Source organism: Kocuria salsicia, from assembly GCF_039532055.1.
GTDB lineage: Bacteria > Actinomycetota > Actinomycetes > Actinomycetales > Micrococcaceae > Kocuria > Kocuria salsicia.
In genome coordinates, this window is the sequence record NZ_BAAARF010000011.1 from 26,713 (window position 1) to 46,920 (window position 20,208).

General features: G+C 70.1%; 17 protein-coding genes. 6 read left to right on the plus strand and 11 right to left on the minus strand.

Translation table 11 applies throughout. From position 1 onward, the window contains the following. Positions 1-9: 9 nt before the first annotated feature. Positions 10-1,278, minus strand: a complete 1,269-nt coding sequence (locus ABD264_RS09775; RefSeq protein ID WP_344205818.1) for an amidohydrolase — start codon at positions 1,276-1,278, stop codon at positions 10-12. Between the two features lie 65 nt (positions 1,279-1,343). After that, entirely contained in the window at positions 1,344-2,459 is a 1,116-nt protein-coding gene (locus tag ABD264_RS09780; RefSeq protein WP_055083500.1) for a mannose-1-phosphate guanylyltransferase, read from the minus strand. Positions 2,460-2,796: 337 nt separating this feature from the next. Between ABD264_RS09780 and sdhC the strand changes: the two genes are divergently transcribed. The 4 genes from sdhC to ABD264_RS09800 all read left to right on the plus strand — a co-directional run bounded on the left by sdhC (position 2,797) and on the right by ABD264_RS09800 (position 6,304). Continuing rightward, on the plus strand, positions 2,797-3,174 hold the full coding sequence (sdhC, locus tag ABD264_RS09785; RefSeq protein WP_083482375.1) for a succinate dehydrogenase, cytochrome b556 subunit: 378 nt from the start codon (positions 2,797-2,799) through the stop codon (positions 3,172-3,174). A gap of 4 nt (positions 3,175-3,178) precedes the next feature. Then, positions 3,179-3,664: a succinate dehydrogenase hydrophobic membrane anchor subunit gene (locus ABD264_RS09790; protein WP_055083498.1), complete on the plus strand. Its 486-nt coding sequence runs from the start codon at positions 3,179-3,181 to the stop codon at positions 3,662-3,664. Between the two features lie 106 nt (positions 3,665-3,770). Next, positions 3,771-5,522, plus strand: a complete 1,752-nt coding sequence (sdhA, locus tag ABD264_RS09795; RefSeq protein ID WP_126874918.1) for a succinate dehydrogenase flavoprotein subunit — start codon at positions 3,771-3,773, stop codon at positions 5,520-5,522. Beyond that, a complete protein-coding gene (locus ABD264_RS09800) occupies positions 5,522-6,304 on the plus strand; it encodes a succinate dehydrogenase iron-sulfur subunit (protein ID WP_126874919.1) in 783 nt (260 codons plus the stop codon). Before sdhA ends, ABD264_RS09800 begins: the two co-directional genes overlap by 1 nt. A 138-nt stretch (positions 6,305-6,442) precedes the next feature. On the opposite strand, the gene ABD264_RS09805 is transcribed toward ABD264_RS09800, so the two are convergent. The 7 genes from ABD264_RS09805 to glyA all read right to left on the minus strand — a co-directional run bounded on the left by ABD264_RS09805 (position 6,443) and on the right by glyA (position 13,369). Beyond that, positions 6,443-7,645: a YihY/virulence factor BrkB family protein gene (locus ABD264_RS09805; protein WP_303106538.1), complete on the minus strand. Its 1,203-nt coding sequence runs from the start codon at positions 7,643-7,645 to the stop codon at positions 6,443-6,445. After that, positions 7,632-8,204, minus strand: coding sequence for a 2'-5' RNA ligase family protein (locus ABD264_RS09810; RefSeq protein ID WP_303106537.1), 573 nt, complete (start codon positions 8,202-8,204; stop codon positions 7,632-7,634). Before ABD264_RS09810 ends, ABD264_RS09805 begins: the two co-directional genes overlap by 14 nt. A gap of 63 nt (positions 8,205-8,267) precedes the next feature. After that, positions 8,268-9,296, minus strand: coding sequence for a tryptophan--tRNA ligase (trpS, locus tag ABD264_RS09815; protein ID WP_344205825.1), 1,029 nt, complete (start codon positions 9,294-9,296; stop codon positions 8,268-8,270). Between the two features lie 183 nt (positions 9,297-9,479). Next, positions 9,480-10,319 carry an exodeoxyribonuclease III gene (locus ABD264_RS09820; protein WP_055083482.1) on the minus strand — a complete coding sequence of 280 codons (840 nt, stop codon included), beginning with the start codon at positions 10,317-10,319 and terminating at the stop codon, positions 9,480-9,482. Between the two features lie 59 nt (positions 10,320-10,378). Beyond that, positions 10,379-10,915 carry a hypothetical protein gene (locus tag ABD264_RS09825; protein ID WP_126874922.1) on the minus strand — a complete coding sequence of 179 codons (537 nt, stop codon included), beginning with the start codon at positions 10,913-10,915 and terminating at the stop codon, positions 10,379-10,381. A gap of 275 nt (positions 10,916-11,190) precedes the next feature. Beyond that, positions 11,191-12,081: a bifunctional methylenetetrahydrofolate dehydrogenase/methenyltetrahydrofolate cyclohydrolase gene (locus ABD264_RS09830; RefSeq protein WP_094393553.1), complete on the minus strand. Its 891-nt coding sequence runs from the start codon at positions 12,079-12,081 to the stop codon at positions 11,191-11,193. Between the two features lies 1 nt (position 12,082). Continuing rightward, the gene (glyA, locus tag ABD264_RS09835; protein ID WP_055083476.1) at positions 12,083-13,369 is read right to left on the minus strand and encodes a serine hydroxymethyltransferase; all 1,287 of its coding nucleotides are present in this window, start codon (positions 13,367-13,369) and stop codon (positions 12,083-12,085) included. 259 nt (positions 13,370-13,628) lie between these two features. Here glyA and ABD264_RS09840 point away from each other — a divergent pair, with 259 nt between their 5' ends. After that, positions 13,629-16,985: a beta-phosphoglucomutase family hydrolase gene (locus ABD264_RS09840; protein WP_344205830.1), complete on the plus strand. Its 3,357-nt coding sequence runs from the start codon at positions 13,629-13,631 to the stop codon at positions 16,983-16,985. 58 nt (positions 16,986-17,043) lie between these two features. Further along, positions 17,044-17,556: a gamma carbonic anhydrase family protein gene (locus ABD264_RS09845; protein WP_344205845.1), complete on the plus strand. Its 513-nt coding sequence runs from the start codon at positions 17,044-17,046 to the stop codon at positions 17,554-17,556. Positions 17,557-17,794: 238 nt separating this feature from the next. Here the strand turns inward: ABD264_RS09845 and purH are convergent, their stop codons facing one another. Beyond that, positions 17,795-19,405 (minus strand): bifunctional phosphoribosylaminoimidazolecarboxamide formyltransferase/IMP cyclohydrolase, encoded by a 1,611-nt coding sequence (purH, locus tag ABD264_RS09850; RefSeq protein WP_055083470.1) that lies wholly within the window; start codon positions 19,403-19,405, stop codon positions 17,795-17,797. 175 nt (positions 19,406-19,580) lie between these two features. Next, a complete protein-coding gene (purN, locus tag ABD264_RS09855; protein ID WP_055083468.1) occupies positions 19,581-20,174 on the minus strand; it encodes a phosphoribosylglycinamide formyltransferase in 594 nt (197 codons plus the stop codon). Positions 20,175-20,208: the final 34 nt, after the last annotated feature.

Consider the following 20,208-nt stretch of genomic DNA (forward strand, 5'->3'; position numbering starts at 1 on the left):
CCGGGCGTGTCAAACCTCTGCGCCCTCCGTGCCCTCCGGCGGCAGTGTCGCATCCGCGAGTTCGCGCACCCTCAGGCGCAGGGCCCGCAGCGCGGTGGAGGCCATGACCTGGACGCCGCAGCGGATGGCCTCCTCCTGGGGGGCGTAGTCGGACTGGTGCAGGTCGAAGGTGCGCCCACCCGGCTCGCGCGTGCCCAGGCGCATCATGGCGCCCGGCACGTGCTGCAGGAACCAGGCGAAGTCCTCCCCGCCCATGGACTGCTCGACCAGCAGGACGCTCTCCTCCCCCAGCTCGGCGCGGGCCGAGATCTCCAGCAGGGTGGTCTCGGTCTCCCCGTTGACCACCGGTGGGACGCCACGGATGTGCTCGAGGTCCACGTTCACCCCGTAGGGCGCGGCCACCTGTCCCACGACCTCGTCCAGCATCTCGCCCGCCCGGTACCACGCGTCCGCGTCCAGGCAGCGCATGGTCCCGGCCATGAAGCCGCTCATGGGGATCGCGTTGGGCGCCACGCCGGCGTGGATCTGCCCCCACACCACCGCCACCCCGGAGCGCACGTCCACACGGCGCGAGAGGACGGCCGGCACGTCGATCGCGATCTGGCTCATCGCGTAGACGAGGTCTTCGGTCAGGTGCGGGCGGGAGGTGTGCCCGCCGCGCCCGGAGAGCTCGATCCGGATGGTGTCGGAGGCCGAGGTAATGGCGCCGATCCGGGTGCCCACGCTGCCCACGTCCACCTTGGGCTCGCAGTGCAGCGCGAACATCCGCGGCACCCCGGCCAGCACGTTCTGCTTGATGATGCTCAGCGCACCGCCGGGCAGCTTCTCCTCCGCGGGCTGGAAGACCACGCGGACGGCGCCGGCGAACGGCGAGGAGCGGTGCAGGTCCGCGAGCACACGGGCGGCGCCGAGCATCACCGTGGTGTGGATGTCGTGGCCGCACGCGTGCATCACGCCCTCGTTGATCGAGGCGTAGTCCAGCCCCGTCTCCTCGAGGATGGGCAGGGCGTCGATGTCCGCCCGCAGCCCCACCATGACCGGACCACGGCCGATGTCCACGTAGCACCCCGTGCGCTCGAAGCGCACAGGGCGCAGCCCCGAGGCCTCCAGCGCGTGGACGATCCGCTCCGTGGTGCGGTACTCCTCGTAGGACAGCTCCGGGTGCCGGTGGATGTCGCGGCGGAAGCGGACCAGGTCCGGGAAGTAGTGCGAGAGCAAGGGTCCGATGGCGGGAGGCTGGCCGATGTCGTCGGCGTTCGGCAGTGGCAGATCCAACATGGCTCTCAGGTTACCGCCGGGGCTCTACCGCACGCGCCGCCACGCCCCGCGCCGTGGGGAACGGGTCACAGGACGTCCGTGTCCCCGTTGCGCTTGAGGGAGTCCACCGCGTTCTTCACGCGCTGGGCGTGCTCAGCCGTGGTGACCAGCAGGGCGTCGGGGGTGTCCACGACCACGATGTCGTCCACCCCGATCAGCGCGATCAGCCGGGCGGTGTCCGAGACGACGATGCCGGAGGACTCGTCCGCGAGCACCCGCTTGTTGCTGCCCAGGATCGAGACCTGGGAGTCCGTCTGCGGGTCCACCTTGTTCAGCCGGTTGATCGCCGCGAAGTCCCCCACGTCCTCCCACGTGAAGTCGCCGGGGACCATGGCCACGTCCCCGGCCGCCGCGGCGGGCTCGGCCACCGCGTAGTCGATCGCGGTCTTGGTGAGGGTGGGCCACACCTCGTCCACGACGGCGTCGCGCTCGGTGGTCTCCCACGCGTCCGCTATCCGGTCCAGGCCCTTCGCGAGCTCCGGCTCGCTGCGCCGCAGGTAGTCCAGCATCAGTCCCACGGGCGCGACGAACATCCCCGCGTTCCACGTGTAGCGCCCGCTGGCCACGTACTGCCGGGCGGTCTCCTCGTCCGGCTTCTCCACGAACTGCTCGACCGTGAGCGCGTGGGGGGCCTGCTCGAGGCCCAGGGAGCGCCCCGCCTTGATGTAGCCGAACCCGGTGGCAGGGGACGACGGCGTGATGCCGATCGTCACGATCCGCCCCGTGTCCGCGGCCTGGATGGCCTCGCGCACCACGTCCTGGAAGGCCTGCGCGGGCTCCACCACGTGGTCCGCGGCGAACGAGCCGATGATCGCGGTGGGGTCCCGCCGCTCGATGAGCGTGCACGCCAGGCCGATCGCCGCGGCGGAGTCCTTGGGGGAGGGCTCGAGCACGAGGTCGGTGGCGGAGAGCTCCGGGAGCTGCTCCTGCACCGCCCCCGCGTGCGAGCGTCCGGTGACCACCATCAGCGGGCCGGCGGACAGGCCCTCGAGCCGGTCGTAGGTGGCGCGCAGCAGCGACGAGCCGGAACCGGTGAGGTCCAGCAGGAACTTGGGCGCGTCCGCTCGGGAGAGCGGCCACAGCCGAGAGCCCACCCCGCCCGCGGGGATGAACGGATGGAATCGTTGCAATGGCGAAGTCACGACCGACAGTGTACGGGCCGCCCCCTCAGCAGCACCGGAACCCGGCTGTGTGACGCCCCGGGAGGGTGGCCCGGCAGCCAGTCGCGGGAACCCCTGCTCGATCCCGATTCGGACACGTCCGAGTGCCGTAATTCCCCGTCACGGCGCGGGTCACGCTTGCAGACACGTTGTCAGTCACCGTGCGCGGGGCTGGTATCTTTGCTGAGAACTACCGCATCATCCATGACAGAGCCAGCCAGGGCTCCGCCGTCGCCGTGCACGAGCGCGAGCGCGAGAACGCTGCCGCTTCCACCACTTTCAGTGCGCACGACGACGAGCGACACAGGGAGGACATTCCGTGGCGAACTCATCCAGGGGCACCCTTTACCGCGGCCAGTACGGCATGTGGTCCTGGGTTGCCCACCGAATCACCGGCGTGGCCATCTTCTTCTTCTTGTTGGTCCACGTCCTCGACACCGCCCTCGTGCGTGTCTCCCCCGAGGCCTACAACGCAGTGATGGCCACGTACAAGAACCCCGTAATGGGTCTGGGCGAGGCGGGCCTTGTGGCCGCCATCGTGTACCACGCCTTCAACGGCCTGCGCATCATCCTGATCGACTTCTGGAAGGGCGGGACCAAGAACCAGAAGGGCCTGCTCTGGGGCGTCATCGCCCTGTGGGTCATCGTGATGATCCCGTTCCTTATCCGTCACCTGTCGCACGTTTTCGGGGGTTGATACCGTGAGCACTCCTCTCAAGACCAAGATCCAGGTCCCTCGCAGCCGGGACCTCGAGGTCGACGGCGTGAAGTACAACCGCGCCAGCTCCTCCCGCAGCAGCTTCGAGATGTTCGCGTGGCTGTTCATGCGCATGTCCGGCGTCGTGCTCGTCGTCCTCGTCTTCGGCCACCTCTTTGTCAACCTCATGGTCGGCGAGGGCGTCCACGCCATCGACTTCGGCTTCGTGGGCGGCAAGTGGGCCAACCCGTTCTGGCAGGTGTGGGACCTCCTGCTGCTGTGGCTCGCCATGCTGCACGGCACCAACGGCATCCGCACGATCATCGACGACTACGCCGGGCGCAGCACCACGCGCTTCTGGCTCAAGGTGCTGCTCTTCGTGGCCTCCGCGTTCGTGATCCTTCTGGGCACCATGGTGATCTTCACCTTCGAGCCGTGCCCCGCCGGTGCGGACCCGTCCCTGCTGGCCTCCTTCTGCCCCGCACAGTGACCCGGTGACCGGTGGCGCCCCTCGCGGGGCCACCGGTCACGGTCGTCCCGGCCCGGTGCCGGGCCCCGCACTTCTCACCCTCACCCACGTAGAAAGAACATCTGGTATGCAGGTTCACAAGTACGATGTGGTAATCGTCGGCGCCGGTGGCGCCGGCATGCGTGCCGCCATTGAGTCCGGTCAGCGAGCGCGCACTGCCGTGCTAACCAAGCTCTACCCCACCCGTTCCCACACGGGTGCCGCTCAGGGCGGCATGTGCGCCGCCCTCGCCAACGTCGAGGAAGACAACTGGGAGTGGCACACGTTCGACACCGTCAAGGGTGGCGACTACCTGGTGGACCAGGACGCCGCGGAGGTCATGGCCAAGGAAGCCATCGACGCGGTGCTGGACCTGGAGCACATGGGACTGCCCTTCAACCGTACCCCCGAGGGCAAGATCGACCAGCGCCGTTTCGGCGGGCACACCCGTGACCACGGCAAGTCCCCGGTGCGCCGCGCCTGCTACGCCGCGGACCGCACGGGCCACATGATCCTGCAGACCCTGTACCAGACGTGCATCAAGCACAACGTGGAGTTCTACAACGAGTTCTACGTCCTGGACCTGATCATGGTGGACACCCCGGAGGGCCGCCGCCCCGCAGGCGTGGTCTCCTACGAACTCGCGACCGGCGAGCTGCACGTGTTCCAGGCCAAGTCCGTGGTCTTCGCCTCCGGCGGTGCCGGCAAGGTCTTCAAGACCACCTCCAATGCCCACACCCTCACGGGTGACGGCATGGCGATCGCGTTCCGCAACGGCCTGCCGCTGGAAGACATGGAGTTCGTGCAGTTCCACCCCACGGGCCTCGCTGGGCTCGGCATCCTCGTCTCCGAGGCGGCCCGCGGTGAGGGCGGCATCCTACGCAACGCGGACGGCGAGCGCTTCATGGAGCGCTACGCCCCGACCATCAAGGATCTCGCCCCCCGGGACATCGTGGCGCGCTCCATGGCCAACGAGGTGCGCGAGGGCCGCGGCTGCGGCCCCAACAAGGACTACGTGCTGCTGGACCTCACGCACCTGGAGCCGGCGCACATCGACGCCAAGCTGCCGGACATCACGGAGTTCGCCCGCACCTACCTGGGCGTGGAGCCCTACACGGAGCCCGTCCCCGTGTTCCCGACCGCCCACTACTGCATGGGCGGGATCCCCACGGACATCAAGGGCGAGGTCTTCCAGGACTCCGAGACCACCGTTCCGGGCCTGTACGCGGCTGGTGAGGTGGCCTGCGTGTCTGTGCACGGCTCCAACCGCCTGGGCACCAACTCCCTGTTGGACATCAACGTGTTCGGCAAGCGCGCCGGCACCTTCGCTGCCGAGTACGCCCGCGATGCCGAGTTCCTGCCCGTCCCGGACGACGCCACCAAGCGCACCGAGGCGCTGCTCGACAACGCGCGCAGCCCGCACGGCAACGAGAAGGTGGCCGCGATCCGCAAGGACCTGCAGGACACCATGGACCTCAACATGCAGGTGTTCCGCACCGCGGAGACCATCCAGAAGGCCCTGGACGACATCGCGGCCCTCGAGGAGCGCTACGCCAGCATCTCGATCCAGGACCAGGGCAAGCGCTTCAACCTGGACCTGCTCGAGGCCGTGGAGCTGGGCTTCCTGCTCGAGCTCGCCAAGGTGATGTCCGTGGCGGCCCTGCACCGTGACGAGTCCCGCGGCGGCCACTTCCGCGAGGACTTCCCGAACCGGGACGACGAGAACTTCATGGTCCACTCGATGGTCTACGAGGACCCCTCCTCCCCCACCGCGGGGATCCGGCAGGAGACCAAGCCGGTGATCATGACCCGCTACGAGCCGATGGAGCGTAAGTACTGATGTCCACTGCAGTCACCGAGAACCAGAACAAGGACGCTCAGCAGCCCGCTGCCGAGGGCGAAGAGGCCATCCCCACGTACGACATCGTGCTCAAGGTGCGCCGCTACAACCCCGAGTTCGACTCCGAGGCGCACTGGGACGAGTGGCCACTGACCATGTACGGCACGGACCGTGTGCTGGACGCCCTGCACAAGGTCAAGTGGGAGCTGGACGGCTCGCTGTCCTTCCGCCGCTCGTGCGCGCACGGCGTGTGCGGTTCGGACGCCATGCGCATCAACGGCCGCAACCGTCTCGCGTGCAAGACCCTGCTCAAGGACCTGGACCTGTCCAAGCCCATCACGGTGGAGCCCATCAAGGGCCTGCCGTGCGAGAAGGACCTGATCGTGGACATGGAGCCGTTCTTCCAGTCCTACCGCGAGATCATGCCCTTCCTGGTGAACGAGGACCACACTCCCACTGGGGAGCGGTACCAGTCCCAGGAGGACCGCGCGCGCTTCGACGACACCACCAAGTGCATCCTGTGCGCGGCGTGCACGTCCTCGTGCCCCGTGTTCTGGACGGACGGCCAGTACTTCGGCCCCGCCGCGATTGTGAACGCGCACCGGTTCATCTTCGACTCGCGTGACCAGGCGGGTGACATGCGCCTGGAGATCCTCAACGACAAGGAGGGTGTGTGGCGCTGCCGCACCACCTTCAACTGCACCGAGGCGTGCCCCCGCGGCATCCAGGTGACCAAGGCCATCGCCGAGGTCAAGAAGGCGGTCTTCGCCTCCGCCCTGTGACGCCCCGCAGTGCCTGAGCGGCCCCGGAACTCCTCGTCGAGTCCGGGGCCGTTTCACATCCCGCGCACGACGCCGCCGCCGTCGTGGTGAGCGCGGCTACCGGTCGCGGGGCGTCGCGGCGTTGCAGATCGCGTTGTCCTAGGAGACCGCGTCGTCGTCAGCGGACACCGTGTGGGAACCGGCGCGGACCGCGCTACTGCCGGCGCTGGGGCTGTCGAAGCGCACGGCGGGTTCCATGCCCCTGCCCCGGGCCGCGTTCGGCAGGGAGGCGGCGGCGACGACCGTGACGGCGCGGTCTTCGCGCTCGGGCTGGGCACGCGCCCCGCGGATGTCCGCCTGCACCACCGCACCGGCGGCGGCCGCGAAGAGCAGGATCTGCCCGTAGAGGTTGAACCACAGCAGCACGCCCACGAGCACGGCGGCCGAGAGCACGTACGGGTTCTGTCCCACGCGCCCGATGATCTCGCTGCCGCCGTAGCGCAACGCTTGAGAGCCGACGGCACCCACGATCACCGTGACGAGCAGCGCCCTGCGGTGCAGTGCCAGCTGCGCCACGCCCCGCACGAGCGAGAGGCTCATGAGCACGTCCACGAGCAGGCCCACGCCGAAGATGATCGTGGACTTTCCCCCGCCGTCCAGCAGGGGCTGCACCCGTGTGAGACCGATGCTGCCGAGCCAGCGGATCACACCGTCCACCGCACCGGAGGCGAAGACGCTCACAGTGGCGGAGGCGAGCAGCAGGACGCCGATCACCACGAGCCACGCGAGGTCCCGGGGCACGGCCGCGAGCGGGACCCCAGGGGCCGGCGGGAGCTCGAACATCCGGCGGGTGGCAAGGCGCACCCCGGCCACCCAGCGCCACGCGGTGAACAGCAGCACCGCCACGGCCACCGTGGACGCCACAGTGAAGGGCCCCGTGTTCTCGAGCAGGGTCAGGGGGATCACTCCGCCGCGGCCGTCGCCGGTGTCCAGCAAGCCGGGAATGTTGCGGATCAGCCCCTCCACCAGCGTCTGCTGCAGCGGCGAGTCGGTTCCCAGGAATGTGGCGAGCCCGGCGAAGAAGATCACGAGCAGGGACGTGGAGGCGAAGAGCAGCTGGTACGCGAGCCCGGCCGCCATGAGCGGGCCGCCGTGGAACATGTAGTGCGAGACCAGCCGCACGGGGTAGAAGGCCATGAAGCGGGCGAAGAGCCACGCAAAGAAGGCCCCCAGGCGCCGTGGTGCCGGTGCGTGGCGGGAGGCCAGGTCCCGCCGGACGGCCCGCAGCCTGTGGTGTTCCGCCACCAGGCCGGCCCGGTCCACGAGCGCCGGGACCACCGGGGGCGGTTCAGGGGCCGTCACGGTGCCCCACCGCTTTCGCACCGAAGGGGACCGTGTCGCGGACGTGCCAGGCCCCGTGCTCGTCCGCCTCGTAGAGGTCGATGTGGTCCACCATGAACCCCGCGCGGTAGGTGCGCAGCATGGCCTGTGCGCGGTTCAGGTCGTCCTCCGTGGTGCCGTGCGCCAGCGTCACGTGGGGGTGGAAGTCGAAGGGGGACGCGGAGCGCATCGTGTCCCCGTGGAGCTCGCGGTGCAGCCGGACGCACTCCTCGAAACCGCGCCCGATGCGCAGGTAGACCACGGGTGTCAGCGGGCGGAACGTGCCGGTGCCGTCGATCTCCACGTGGAAGGGCTCCCACCCGGAGACCACGTCCCGGACGTGGGCCACGAGCTCGTCCCAGTCCTTGCCGCGGGTGGAGATCATCAGGGTGATGTGGGCGGGAACGGTGCCGGCCTGGGTGTCCCCGAAGGATGCCCGCCAGTCCTGCAGCTCCCTGCCCAGGGGCTCGGGCAGGCGGATGACCACGCCGGCGTACACCTGCCCGGGTCGCACGGTGGGAGAGATGTGACCCTCGCTCACGCGATCCTCCTCAGTTCGGCCGCGTCCCACAGTATCCCACCGGCGTGATCGCACACACGGTGCTCAGACGCCGGGCAGGAACCCCATCCGGTCGTAGACCTCGCGCAGGGTCTGGGCGGCGATGCCCCGCGCCTTGTCCGCGCCGCGGGCGAGCAGACGGTCCAGTTCAGCGGGGTCGTCCAGCAGCTCCTGCGCGCGCTTCTGGATGGGGTCCAGGGTCTGGGTGACCACCTCCGCGAGATCCACCTTGAGGTGGCCGTACATCCTGCCCTCGTACTCGGCCTCGAGCGTGCCCACCGGCGTGCCCGTGAGCGAGGAGTAGATGGTGAGCAGGTTCGAGATGCCCGGCTTGGCCTGCCGGTCGAATCGCACCTCGGTGCCGTCATCGGTCACTGCGGACTTGACCTTCTTGGCGTTCTTCTTGGCCGGGTCCAGCAGCCGCACGAGCCCGGCGTCCGACGGCGCGGATTTGGACATCTTCGCCGTGGGGTTCTGCAGGTCGTAGACCTTGGCGGAGTTCTCCAGGATCTTGGCGTCCGGCACGGCAAAGGTCTCCCCGAAGCGGGAGTTGAAGCGATGCGCGAGGGTACGGGTCAGTTCCAGGTGCTGACGCTGGTCCTCCCCCACGGGCACCTGGTTCGCCTGGTACACGAGGATGTCCGCGGCCATCAGCACCGGGTAGGTGAACAGGCCCACGGTGGTGTTCTCCGCTCCCTGCTTCACGGATTTGTCCTTGAACTGGGTCATGCGCGCGGCCTCGCCGTAGCCCGTGATGCAGTTGAGCACCCACGAGAGCTGCGTGTGCTCGGGCACCTGGGACTGGATGAGCAACGTGGAGCGCTCCGGGTCGATGCCCGCGGCAATGTACTGCGCGGCGGTCACCCGGGTGCGCTCGGACATCGTGGCCGGGTCCTGACCCGTCGTGATCGAGTGCAGGTCCGCCACGAAGAAAACGCAGTCGTTGTCGTCCTGCATGTCCACCCAGTTGCGCAGCGCCCCCACGTAGTTGCCCAGGTGCAGGCTGTCCGCGGAGGGCTGCACACCCGAGACGACGCGCGGTACCGCGCGGTGCTGCGTGCTCTGTTCGGTCATGGTGTTCCGGCTTTCTTCTCGGTCGTTGTTCTGGAGTGCGTGGCGCAGGGGGCGACGACGCCGCGGGGCCACCGCGGCGTCGTCCTCGTGTGTATGGAGTGGCCTTCCTGTACACCGTGCCCGGGACCGGCCCCCGGGAGTCACCGGGCGCATCGGCGGCGGGGTCTCACGGGCGCTCGACGCTCAGGCCAGGCGGTAGTCGACCACGAGCGGGGCGTGGTCGGAGAAGCGGGTGTCATAGGAATCGGCGCGGTCCACCACGGCCTCGGCCGCGAGCGCGGCGAGGCCCGGGGTGGCCATCTGGTAGTCGATGCGCCAACCGGCGTCCGTGTCGAACGCCTTGCCGCGGTAGGACCACCACGTGTACGGACCGGGCACGTCCCCGGCGAGGCTGCGGGCCACGTCCACGTAGCCCACGTCCCCGAAGAACCGGTCGAAGTAGGCGCGCTCCTCGGGCAGGAAGCCCGCGTTCTTGACGTTCCCCTTCCAGTTCTTGATGTCCAGCTCAGTGTGGCCCACGTTGAGGTCCCCCACCACGAGGGCGTGGTCGCTGCGCTCGGCGAGCTGCGGCAGGCGGGTGAGCATGGCCTCCAGGAAGCGGTACTTGTCCTCCTGCTTGAGGGTGTCCACCTCGCCGGAGTGCACGTACGCGGAGACCAGCGTGAGGTTCTGTCCGTTGGGCAGCCGGACGTCGTTCTCGATCCAGCGCCCGGAGTCGTCGAAGTACTCCTCGCCGATGCCCACACGGGACTCCACCGGCAGCAGGGCGCCGTCGAAGGCGTCTCGGCGCGTGGCGATGGCCACCCCGGCGCGGCCCTTGGCCGCGGCCTCGGTGTGCCGCACGTCCCAGACGTCCTCGTCCAGCAGCTCGCGCGTGATCTTGTCCGGAGCGCGCACCTCCTGCAGGCACAGCAGGTCCACCCCGCGCGGGGCGAGCCAGTCCGCCATGCCCCTGCGGTACGCCGCGCGGATGCCGTTCACGTTCACCGTGGCAATGCGCACCGTCTGCCCTGAATCCGCCATGTCCGTCCGTCTCCTCGTGGTTCCTGCGCGTTGGTCGTTCGTACCGGTGGGGGCCGGTCTCAGTCCTCCACGGTACCGCTGACCGGCGTACCGGAGTCCTTGAGACTGCGCAGCCCGTTGGCGGCGGTCATGTCGATGGTCTCCAGCGCGCGCTGGACGTGCTCGGCGTCCGGGTCCGGCGAGGAGAGCTGCTCCTTGACCACCTTGGACTGCACCAGGATCACCTGCATGCCGTGGGCGAGCTTCTCGTCCCGCAGGGACTGCCCAGGGCCGGCGGCCGCAGCGGACGTGGCGGGTGCCCGCCCGTGCTGCGCGCGCAGCTGCTCCTGCGCCTGACGCATCTGCTCGCGGCCGAATACCGCGGCCTTGTGCACCATCCACAGTGCCCACACGGCGAGCATGAGCCACCCGAGCGCGATGCCCGCCAGCACCCAGCCCAGCAGGGAGTTGGAGTGGGCCGCCTGGATGAGGGCCACCGCGAAGATCACCACCAGCACGGCGAGACCGATCACCGTTCCCCACAGGGCGGTGCGCCCGGTGCGGGGGCCCTGGGCGGAGGCGGCGGTGTGGGCGTTCGAGGATCCGATCGGCTGCATGGGGCCATTGTCTCAAAACCCGCGGTGCGCGCCGAATTCTGCCCCGCTCTGATCCATGTCCTGCGCCGACTTCCGTCCCGAGTCGGGCGCGAACCCGCAAACACGAGATGTGGGCCTCGCGGTGCCGGCCGAACGAATGGCATGCCACCGCGGGACCAGCCGTGCGACGTTCTCGTGCCCGGAGGGTTCCCGCACATGACAACGCCGCGGGGCCCTCGCGGACGAGGCGGCCCCGCGGCGTCGGGCACCGGGGTGTGGTGACGGTGTGCTGGTGCTCAGGCGCCCTCGGAGACTGCCCGCTCGCAGGACTCCACCACGTTGACGAGCAGCATGGCCCGCGTCATGGGGCCGACACCGCCCGGGTTCGGGGAGATCCAGGAGGCAGTCTCCGCCGCCGCCGGGTCGATGTCGCCGGTGAGCTTCTTCTTGTCGGTCTCCGGATCCACCACGCGGGAGACGCCGACGTCCAGCAGCACGGCGCCCGGCTTGATCTGGTCCGCACCCACCATGTGCGGCCGCCCGGCGGCTGCCACCACGACGTCCGCCTGCGCGAGCAGCTCGGGCAGGTTGGTGGTCCCTGTGTGCGCGAGGACCACTGTGGCATTGACCGGCTTGCGCGTGAGCAGCAGCCCGATGGGCCGCCCCACCGTGACACCGCGTCCGATCACGAGCACCGTGCGGCCCGCGAGCTCCACGCCGTGGCGCGTGAGCAGCTCCACGATGCCGTTGGGCGTGCACGGCAGCGGAGAGGTCATGGGCTCGTTGACGTTGAGCACCAGGCGTCCCAGGTTGGTGGGGTGCAGTCCGTCCGCGTCCTTGGCCGGGTCGATCCGCTCGAGGATCGCGTTGGTGTCCATGTGCTCGGGCAGGGGCAGCTGCACAATGTAGCCCGTGCACCGGGGGTCCTCGTTGAGCTCGTCGATCACCTGCTCGAGCTCCTCCTGCGAGGCGTCCGCGGGCAGCTCCCTGCGGATGGAGGCGATGCCCACCTGCTCGCAGTCGCGGTGCTTGCCCGCCACGTACGAGCGCGAGGCGGGGTCGTCCCCCACGAGGACCGTCCCGAGGCCGGGCACCACGCCCTGCTCCGCGAGCCGTGCCACACGCTGCGCGAGCTCGGACTTGATCTGTGCGGCAGTGGCCTTGCCGTCCAGGACCTGGGCCGTCACCTCACCACTCCTCGAGGCCGGGGTACAGGGGGAACTGCCCGGTCAGCGTCTCCACGCGCGAGCGCAGGGCCGCGATGTCCGCACCGGGCTTGAGCGCCTCGGCAATGATGTCCGCGACCTCGGTGAACTCCTGCGCGCCGAAGCCGCGCGTGGCGAGCGCCGGGGTGCCGATCCGCAGCCCGGAGGTGGTCATGGGCGGGCGGGGGTCCCACGGCACCGCGTTGCGGTTGACGGTGATCCCGGCCTGGTGCAGGAGGTCCTCCGCCTGCTTGCCGTCCAGCTCGGAGTCCCGCAGGTCCACGAGCGTGAGGTGCACGTCCGTGCCCCCGGTGAGCACGGAGACGCCGTGCTCAGCGAGGTCCGGGGAGACGAGGCGATCGGCGAGGATCTGGGCACCCTCGATGGTGCGCTGCTGGCGCTCGGCAAACTCCTGCGACGCGGCGATCTTGAAGGCCACGGCCTTCGCGGCGACGGCGTGCATCAGCGGCCCGCCCTGCTGGCCGGGGAACACCGCGGAGTCGATCTTCTTCTTCAGGTCCGCCTCGCACAGGATCACACCGGAGCGGGGTCCGGCGAGGGTCTTGTGCACGGTGGAGGTGGTGACGTGCGCGTGGGGCACCGGGTTCGGGTGCAGCCCCGCGGCCACGAGACCGGCGAAGTGGGCCATGTCCACCCACAGCTTCGCGCCGACCTCGTCCGCGATGGAGCGGAACGCGGCGAAGTCCAGCTGCCGGGAGTACGCGGACCAGCCGGCCACGATCACCGCGGGGCGGGCAGCCAGGGCCTGCTCGCGCACCTGGTCCATGTCGATCCGGTGGCTCTCAGGGTCCACTTCGTAGGCCGCGATGTTGTAGAGCTTGCCGGAGACGTTGATCTTCATGCCGTGGGTCAGGTGGCCGCCGTGGGCGAGCGAGAGCCCCATCAGCGTGTCACCGGGCTGCATGAGGGCGGCCATCACGGCGGTGTTCGCCTGCGCGCCGGAGTGGGGCTGCACGTTCGCGTGGTCCGCGCCGAAGAGCTTGCACGCCCGGTCGCGGGCGAGGTTCTCCACGACGTCCACGTACTCGCAGCCGCCGTAGTAGCGGCGGCCCGGGTAGCCCTCCGCGTACTTGTTGGTCAGCACGGAACCCTGCGCCTCGAGCACGGCCCGCGGCGCGAAGTTCTCGGAGGCGATCATCTCGAGCGTCGAGCGCTGGCGGCCCAGCTCGTCCTCGATGGCCTGGGCGACGTCCGGATCCACCTCTGAGAGCGGCTGGTTGGTCACGGAATGTCCCGGGGATTGCGTCATGCTCCACCTTCTCTGTGCGCTGTAGGGTCCGCCCCAGCATATCCGGGCCACCCCCGTTCGCTGCCCCGCCGGGGGCCCATCATGTCATGTGGTACCGGGAGGTCACATGAGGGTAACGTGTGTGTAGGTACCGCGCGCGTGCCAGCTGTCCGCGCGGAGCCCCGCGACGATGCCGGGCCACGGCCCTCGACCAGTGAACATGCGCACCCGCAGCACCCGATCCAGGCCCTCATTTCCCCGTGCTAGGAGTTCCCGCACCGTGAACGCTCTTCCCACTGCCCCGTTCACCACGGCCATGCCCCGCGTCGCGGACGGACCCGTCCTTTCCCACCCGGTGGACGTGCTGCGCACCTCCTACTCCGCGGTGATCTTCGACATGGACGGCGTGGTCACGGACACCGCCAGCGTGCACGCGCGCGCGTGGAAGAAGCTGTTCGACGAGCTGCTCGCGGACCCTCGCCTCGAACCCGCCCAGGAGGGCGACGAGGTGGACCGCTCCCCCTTCGACATGGTCGCCGAGTACCGTACGTACGTGGACGGACGACGCCGCGAGGACGGCGTGCGCGCCCTGCTCGCCGCGCGCGGCGCAATGCTTCCGGAGGCCGAGAACCGCGAGGACCCGCAGCCCGGAGACTGGACCGTGCAGGGCCAGGCCGCGGCCAAGGACGGCTACTTCCACGAGGAGCTCGAGGTCCACGGCGTGCGCGTGTTCGACGGCACCGTGGCGCTGATCGAGCGGCTGCGCGAGGGCGGGGTCCCCGTGGGTCTGGTGACCGCGAGCCGCAACAGCGACGTCGTGCTGGCGGCGGCCGGGCTGCGGGACTCGTTCGACCGCATCGTGGACGGCAACTGGGCCGCCGAGCACGATCTCCCGGGCAAGCCCGCGCCGGACACCTTCCTGGAGTGCGCCCGGCTGCTGGACGTGGACCCGGCCAACAGCGTGGTCGTCGAGGACGCCGTGGCCGGCGTGCAGGCCGGCGCCGCGGGGGGCTTCGCGCTCGTCGTGGGCATCAACCGGGACGGCGCCCGCGAGCGGTTGTACCGGGCCGGCGCGCACGTGGTGCTCAACGACGTCGGTGAGCTGGACCTGGGCGCGCGGCGCACCGATCCCTGGGCACTCGTCTTCGACGGCTTCGACCCCGCGTCCGAGCCCCGCCGCGAGGCGCTGCTCACCCTGGCCAACGGCTACATGGGTGTGCGCGGCGCCGCGTGCGAGTTCCCGGCGAACTCCGTGCACTACCCCGGCACGTACCTGGCCGGCGTGTTCAACCGCGTGCTCAGCCACCTCAACGGGCGGGACGTGGAGCACGAGTCAATGGTCAACGCCCCCAACTGGCTGCACCTGGACCTGCGCTTCTCCGAGGGCCAGTGGTGGTCCGAGGGCGGGCTGGTTCCCTCGCACGAGCGCGAGGAGCTGGACCTGCGCCGCGGGCTGCTGACCCGCACGCTCGTGCTCACGGACGCGGACGCCGATCCGAACTCGGACGAGCCCGCCCGCAGCCTCGAGATCATCCAGCGGCGCCTGGTTTCGCTGCGCCACCGCCACCTGGGCGCGCAGGAGACGCGGATCGTCTCGCGAGGCTACACCGGGCGCCTGCACGTGCGCACGGGCGTGGACCCGGCCGTGACCAACAGCGGCGTGGCCGAGTACCGCGAGCTCAACGCCCACCACCTGGTGCTGCTGGAGTCCACCACGCTGCCGGACGAGCACGAGACCCTGCTGTCCCTGGTGCGCACGTCCCAGTCCAAGATCGAGATCGCGATGGCCCAGCGCACACGCGTCGACTCCGAGTCGCCTGTGCGCGAGCGCCGCGAGGTGCGCCCCGGCGGCATCGAGTTCCGCCGCCACACCGTGCAGATCTCCCCGGAGGCGCCGGTGCTGGTGGACAGCACCACCGCCGTGGTCACGAGCCGCGACGCCGCGATCGGCTCCCCGCGCGAGGGCGCCCTGGCGGAGCTGAACCGCACCCCGTTCGGCGTGCGCAAGCTGCTCGCGTCCCACGAGATCGAGTGGGCGCGGCTGTGGGACCGCTACGAGGTCACCCTGGAGTCCGCGGAGGACACCCCCCAGCATCTGAGCACCCAGCTGGCGGTGCGCACGCACCTCTTCCACGCCGCACAGACGCTGGCCCCTCACCTGTCGCTGCGCGACGCGGGTGTCCCCGCCCGCGGTCTGCACGGCGAGGGCTACCGCGGCCACATCTTCTGGGACGAGCTTTTCATTCTGCCCGTCATCAACATGCGCCAGCCGCACGTGACCCGCTCGCTGCTCTCCTACCGTTGGCGCCGGCTCGCGATGGCGCAGCAGCGCGCGCAGGACATCGGCCTCTACGGCGCGGCGTTCCCGTGGCAGTCCGGCTCGGACGGCCGCGAGGAAACCCCGCCGGAGCTCTACAACCACCACTCGCACCGCTGGCTGCCGGACAACTCCTGGCGCCAGTTCCACGTGGGCCTGGCGATCGCGTACAACGCGTGGCTGTACTACGAGTCCACCGGGGACATCGACTGGCTCTCGGGCCACGGCGCGGAGCTGATCATCGGCATCACCCGCCTGTTCGCGTCCCTCGCGGAGTACGACTCGCACGACGGCAAGTACCACATCGCGGGTGTCATGGGCCCGGACGAGTACCACGACGGCCCGGCGGGCCAGCACGGCGGAGGACTCAAGGACAACGCGTACACCAACGTGCTGGCGTCCTGGCTGTTCCGCCACTCGGCGCACATCTTCCACGACATGGTCGAGCACCAGCGCGAGGAGCTCGAGTCGCGCTTCGAGATCTCCGCGCGGGAGGTGCAGACCTGGCTGAACATGGCCAAGAACATGTACGTCCCGTTCAACGCGGACGGCACGATCGCGCAGTTCGAGGGCTACGACGACCTCCTCGAGCTGGACTGGGACTTCTACCGCAGCAAGTACCGCAACATCGGCCGCCTGGACCTGCTGCTGGAGAACGAGGGCGACCTCACGAACAACTACAAGCTGTCCAAGCAGGCGGACACCATCATGCTCGTCTACCTGCTGGGTCCGGACGGCGTGATCGAGGAGCTGGCCCGCATGGGCTACACCACGGACCTCGACGCCGTGCAGCGCACCGTGGACCACTACATCGCGCGCTCCTCCAACGGCTCCTCGCTGTCCCGCGTGGTCAACGCGGCGGTGCTCGCGTGGCTGGACCCAGACCGCTCCTGGGGCTCCTTCCAGGACTCGCTCATGATCGACATGGACGACACCCAGGGAGGGACCACCGGCGAGGGCATCCACCTCGGGGCGATGGCCGGTTCCGTGGACGTGGTGACCCGCGCCTACGCCGGGCTGCGCGTGCGCGGGAACTGGCTCGAGTTCCAGCCCGCCCTGCCCCGCGAGCTCGACGCCGTGGACTTCACGGTGCTCTACTGCGGCCAGGTGATCGAGGTCTCGCTGGACCACGACATCCTGGAGCTCGAGGGCGTCTCTGTGAAGGCCGCGCCCGTGACCATCCACGTCAACGGCGCCGAGTACGTCCTCAAGGGCGGGCAGAAGATCTCCGTGGCGCTGCGCCACCGGGAATCCCGCCGTCCCGAGAAGGCCATGGCAGCGCTCAAGCGTCGCTTCGTCTCGGACGAGGGCCGCGACTGAGCCTCCCGGCACCGCCGACGACGACGCCGCGGCGCCACCGCCNCCGCAGCACGAGCCCCTGATCCTGCCCTACGGCCCCCACCGCCCGTCCGTGGCGGAGACGGCGTTCGTGGCACCCACCGCAACCCTCATCGGCGACGTCACGGTGGGTCCCGGTTCCGGGGTGTTCTACGGGGCCGTGGTGCGCGGTGACCGCTCGCCCATCCGGCTCGGGGCGAACTCCAACCTGCAGGACAACGTGAGCGTCCACTCGGACCCGGGCCATCCCACGACGATCGGCGAGCGGGTGAGCGTGGGCCACGGCGCCGTCGTCCACGGTTGCACGCTCGAGGACGACGTCCTGGTGGGCATGAATGCGACCGTGCTCAACGGCGCGGTGGTGGGCAGCGGCAGCCTGATCGCCGCCGGGACCGTTGTGCTGGAGGGTCAGGTGGTCCCGCCCGGCTCCCTCGTGGCGGGGGTCCCCGGGAAGGTGCGGCGCCAGCTCACCGAGCAGGAGCGCCACGGGGTGAGTCGCAACGCGCAGAACTACATCGGTCTCTCCCGGGAGCACCGGGCACTGAACTCCTGAGCGCACCTGCCCCCTGAACTCGCTGACCTGCTGAATGGGCCGGGCCGAATTCTGAGCACGCTGAACTCTGAACGGGCCGACCGGCCCCGCAACGCCAGAGGCCCGCACCCCCGTGAGGGACGTGCGGGCCTTCTGCGTACCTGTGCCGTGTGCTTCCGGAGGCCCAGCGCAGGCGGAGCACCATAATCAGGACCGGGGCGGGCGGTGTCAGCCCAGGCGGGGACGGCTCAGTGGATCATCAGTGGAAGAAGTGCCGCGCCCCGGTGACGTACATGGTCACGCCGGCCGCTTCGGCCGCCGCGACGACCTCCTCGTCCCGGATGGAGCCGCCGGGCTGGACCACGGCCTTCACACCGGCGTCGAGCAGCACCTGCAGCCCGTCCGCGAACGGGAAGAAGGCATCCGAGGCCGCCACGGCCCCGCGGGCGCGCTCGGCACCATCCTCGGCAAGCGTGTTGGCCCGCTCCACGGACAGCCGGCACGAGTCCACGCGGTTGACCTGGCCCATGCCGATGCCCACGGAGGCGCCGTCGTGGGCGAGCAGGATGGCGTTCGACTTCACGGCCCGCAGGGAGCGCCACGCGAACTCGAGGTCCGCGAGCGTCTGCTCGTCTGCGGGCTCCCCGGAGACAAGGGCCCAGTTCGCGGGGTCGTCGCCCTCGGCGTCCAGGCGGTCGGCCTGCTGGAACAGCGTGCCGCCGGACACGGCACGGTACTCGAGCGGATCGCGCGTGAAGTCCTCGGGCAGGGTGAGCAGCCGGATGTTCTTCTTGGCCTGCAGCACCTCCAGCGCCTCGGGCTCGAAGCCGGGGGCAATCACGACCTCCGTGAAGATCGGCTTGAGGTTGCGCGCCATCTCCCCCGTGACCGTGCGGTTCGCGGCCACCACTCCGCCGTACGCGGACAGCGGGTCGCACGCGTGGGCCTTGAGGTGGGCGTCCGCGATCGGGTCGGCCGCATCCGGGGTCGCCACGGCCACGCCGCACGGGTTGTTGTGCTTGACCACGGCCACGGCGGGCTGCTCGTAGTCGTAGGCGGCGCGCACGGCGGCGTCCGCGTCAACGTAGTTGTTGTAGGACATGGCCTTGCCGTGCAGCTGCTCTGCCTGGGCAACACCCGGGGACGCGGCGTCGTTGGTGTACAGCGCAGCCTTCTGGTGCGGGTTCTCGCCGTAGCGCAGGGACTCGGCACGCTGCAGCGCCAGCCCGGCGTAGGGCGGCCAGAAGTTGGCCTCGGGGTCGTGGTCGAACTGCTGGGCCGTCCACGTGGCCACCGCGGTGTCGTACGCGGCGGTGTGGGCGAACGCGGCGGCCGCGAGCTTCTGGCGGGCCGCGAGGTCGTAGCCGCCCTCGTGCGCGGCGCGCACGACGTCCGGGTAGCTCGCCGGGTCCACGACCACGGAGACGGCGGCGTGGTTCTTCGCCGCCGCGCGCACCATGGAGGGCCCGCCGATGTCGATCTGCTCCACGACGTCGTCCTGGGCAGCGCCCGAGCGAACGGTGTCCTGGAACGGGTAGAGGTTCACGATCACGAGGTCGAACGGGTCGATTCCGAGCTCCTCGAGCTGGTCCTCGTGCTCCTGCTTGCGGCGGTCCGCGAGGATTCCCGCGTGCACGCGCGGGTGCAGGGTCTTCACGCGCCCGTCCAGGCACTCCTGGAAACCGGTGACCTCGGAGACCTCGGTGACGGGCACGCCCGCAGCCTGGATGGTCTTGGCGGTGGAGCCGGTGGAGACAATGTCCACGCCGGCGTCGTGCAGCCCGCGCGCGAGGTCCTCCAGACCGCTCTTGTCGTAGACGGAGACCAGTGCCCGCTTGAGCGGCACGCGGTTCAGGTCGGAAGTGTTCACAGACTCTCCAGTGCAGACGTGGGTTCAAGTGCAGCGGAGCCGCCCGGGCGGGGAGCGCGATGGACACCGCTGGTGTGGAGCTGGGGTGGGACGGCGACGTCGCCCGCGGGTCCTCCCCGCGCCCCTCGCCATGCAGAGAGGGCCGCCGGAGGTCCTGCGGACCGCCCGTTCCAGTCTACGGCCGCGCCCCAGGGGCCTGCGCGCCGTCGTGCTCACGCGCCAGGCGTGCCAGCGTGCTCACGAGCAGCTCCCGCTCCGCGGCCTTGATGCGCTCGTGCAGCTCGCCCTCGGTGTCCTGCTCGGCGACGGGCACAGCCACCTGGGCGAGGACCGGTCCGGCGTCCACGTCCGCGACGACCTCGTGGACCGTGGCACCCGTGATCTTCACCCCGTAGGCCAGGGCGTCGCGCACCGCGTGGGCACCGGGGAAGGAGGGCAGCAGCGAGGGGTGCGTGTTCACGATCAGGCCGGGGAACGCGGCCACGAACTCGGCGTCCACGATCCGCATGAACCCCGCGAAGACCACGCGGTCCGGGTGGTGGGACGCCACAGCACGCTGCAGTGCGCGGTTCCAGTCCGCGCGGTCGACGTGCTCGCCGGGCGGGACGACGAACGTCGCGATGCCGGCGGACTCCGCGCGCTCCAGTCCCTGGCAGGGCTTGTCCGCGCCCACCGCGACGATCTCCACCGGTTCCTCCCCCGCGTGCAGGGCGTCGAGCATCGCCTGCAGGTTGGTGCCGGAGCCTGAAACGAGAACCACTAAGCGCATGGACCCATGCTATCGGTGCGCCACACCCGGCGCG